The following is a 944-nucleotide window of genomic DNA, read 5'->3' as shown; positions in this document are numbered from 1 at the left end:
GTCACCGATCCCGCGTCGGCTGGGAACGCGAGCGGGGCGGTGCGCGTGTCCCGCGCCGCCCTGGCCTCCGGCACGAGAAGGACATTCAACAGGACGCGGTCGTCGTCCCGTTCGTGCCGCACGCCTACCAGCGCCCGGTGCACCGCCGCCCGCCCCGGCGAGCTGAAGACCACCGGCTCCGTCCGGAGCAGCCGTACGTGTGCGCCGTCCGGCCCGGGCGGCAGGTCGGCCCCGCGCAGCAGCTCGTGTCCGATGTCGGCCGGCACGGCGAGGTCCACGTCACCCGGCATGCGCGCCGTCGGCCCGAGCCAGCCCAGGAGTGCCGTCGAGCCCTTGAGGTGCCAGTTCACGCCCCGTAACGCGCGGTCGAGAGCCGCCAACACCGCTCCTGTTGCCCGCAGTTGCTGCCGGTCGACCGTGGGCAGGCCCGCCCAGTCCGCCGCTGTCCACGTTCCTCGTACGCCGTCCGCCCCCGCCACGTGTACCGCCCCCTTCACCGCGTCCGCCGTGCACCAGTCCCGTGGGCGTCAGAGCAGGGTAGCCACCGAAGGAGGTGACGCCCCGGCGTGGCCGCCGCCGGCCACCCACGCGCGCAGGCGCGCGGTCGGTTCGGGCGCCAGGTGCGGGCGCCGGTCCACCACGGCCACCCGGGTCGCCAACTCCCGGAGCGCCACGGGTGAGCCGTCGCTCCCGGCCGAGGCCAGCACTGGGCCGGGTACGAGCGCGGCCAACTCCGGGTGGCGCCCGGCCAGCGCCAGCAGCCGTGCCGCCGCGAACGGGTCCCGCTCGGCACCGCCGAGCAGTTCCGCCACCGCCGCCCGCCCGTGTGCCGTCCGCGCGGCGCCGTCCAGGTACCGCACGGCCCGTGGCAGCAGCGTCGGCCAGCGCCGTACCACCGAGGGCACCTCGGCGGAGACCCGCGCGTCCGGGGCGAGGCGCGGAAG

At 77.0% G+C, this 944-nt stretch carries 2 pseudogenes; both read right to left on the bottom strand.

Going from position 1 to position 944, the window contains the following annotated elements:
* Positions 1-479 (bottom strand): annotated as a pseudogene (locus KUM32_RS41340) (nucleotidyl transferase AbiEii/AbiGii toxin family protein); the annotation flags it as partial.
* 48 nt (positions 480-527) lie between these two features.
* Positions 528-944 (bottom strand): annotated as a pseudogene (locus KUM32_RS41335) (hypothetical protein); the annotation flags it as partial.

The organism is Streptomyces sp. AC627_RSS907 (genome assembly GCF_019049165.1).
Note: the sequence above shows the minus strand (reverse complement) of the source record. Positions and strands in the feature narration are given on the sequence as shown.